Source organism: Micromonospora endophytica (assembly GCF_003236305.1).
In the GTDB taxonomy this organism is placed as follows: Bacteria; Actinomycetota; Actinomycetes; order Mycobacteriales; family Micromonosporaceae; genus Micromonospora; species Micromonospora endophytica.
On record NZ_POTX01000484.1, the window covers coordinates 1 to 1,073 of the forward strand.

General features: G+C 74.9%; 1 protein-coding gene. It reads right to left on the reverse strand.

Annotated features, from left to right (window positions below; genetic code table 11):
* Window positions 1-31: 31 nt before the first annotated feature.
* Entirely contained in the window at window positions 32-1,069 is a 1,038-nt protein-coding gene (locus C1I93_RS30660) for a quinone-dependent dihydroorotate dehydrogenase (RefSeq protein ID WP_111246706.1), read from the reverse strand.
* Between the last annotated feature and the right edge of the window lie 4 nt (window positions 1,070-1,073).

The window sequence follows — 1,073 nt, forward strand, 5'->3', positions numbered from 1 at the left end:
GGGCGGCGCGATCGGCGGCCCCGGGGGCGTCTCATCGGACGGTGGCCGGTGCCGGGGCGACCGCCGCCGCGCGGGCGACCGCGCGGGGCAGCGCCGGGCCACGGTAGATGAAGCCGGTGTAAAGCTGCACCAGGCTGGCGCCCGCGTCGAACATCCGGGCGGCGTCGTCGGGGTCGACGATCCCGCCGACGCCGATGATCGGCAGTCGCCCGCCGGTCTCGGCGTGGACGAAGGCGACCACCTGGCGGGCCCGGTCGGCCAGCGGACGGCCGGACAGGCCACCGGCCTCACCGGCCCGTGGCTTGTCGGCCGGGGCGAGCCCGTCCCGGCTCAGCGTGGTGTTCGTGGCGATCACCCCGGCCGCGCCTCGCGCCAGACACACCTCCAGCAGTTCGGCGATCGCCGGTTCGGTCAGGTCCGGGGCGATCTTGACCAGCACCGGCTGCTCCCCCACCAGCGCGGCCAGCAACGCGTCCAGGTGGTCGCGGTCCTGCAACGCGCGCAGGCCCGGGGTGTTCGGTGAGGAGACGTTCACCGCGAAGTAGTCGCCGTGTCCGCGCAACGCCTGGTACGACGTGCGGTAGTCCTCCACCGCGTCCTCCAGCGCCGTCACCTTGGACTTGCCCAGCGAGATCCCCAGCGGTACGCCGAGCGGGCGGGGCAGCGCCGCCAGCCGGGTCGCCAACGCCGCCGCGCCGGCGTTGTTGAAGCCCATCCGGTTGATCACCGCTTCGCTCTCCGGCAGCCGGAACAACCGCGGCCGGGGGTTACCCGGCTGCGGGTGCGCCGTGACCGTGCCGACCTCGACGAAGCCGAACCCCAACGCCGGCCAGGCCGGCAGGGCCACACCGTCCTTGTCCATCCCGGCGGCCAGCCCGACCGGGTTGGGGAAACGCACCCCGAACACGGTGCGCGGCGCCGCCACCGCGTACCGGGCGCGCAACGCCGCCAGCGCGACCGGCCGCCCGGCCAGCGCCGCCAACCGCCGCAGCGTCCACTCGTGCGCCTTCTCGGCGTCCCCACCACCGATCCGGAACAACCCCCGCCGCACCGTCGCCTCAAACATCACACCC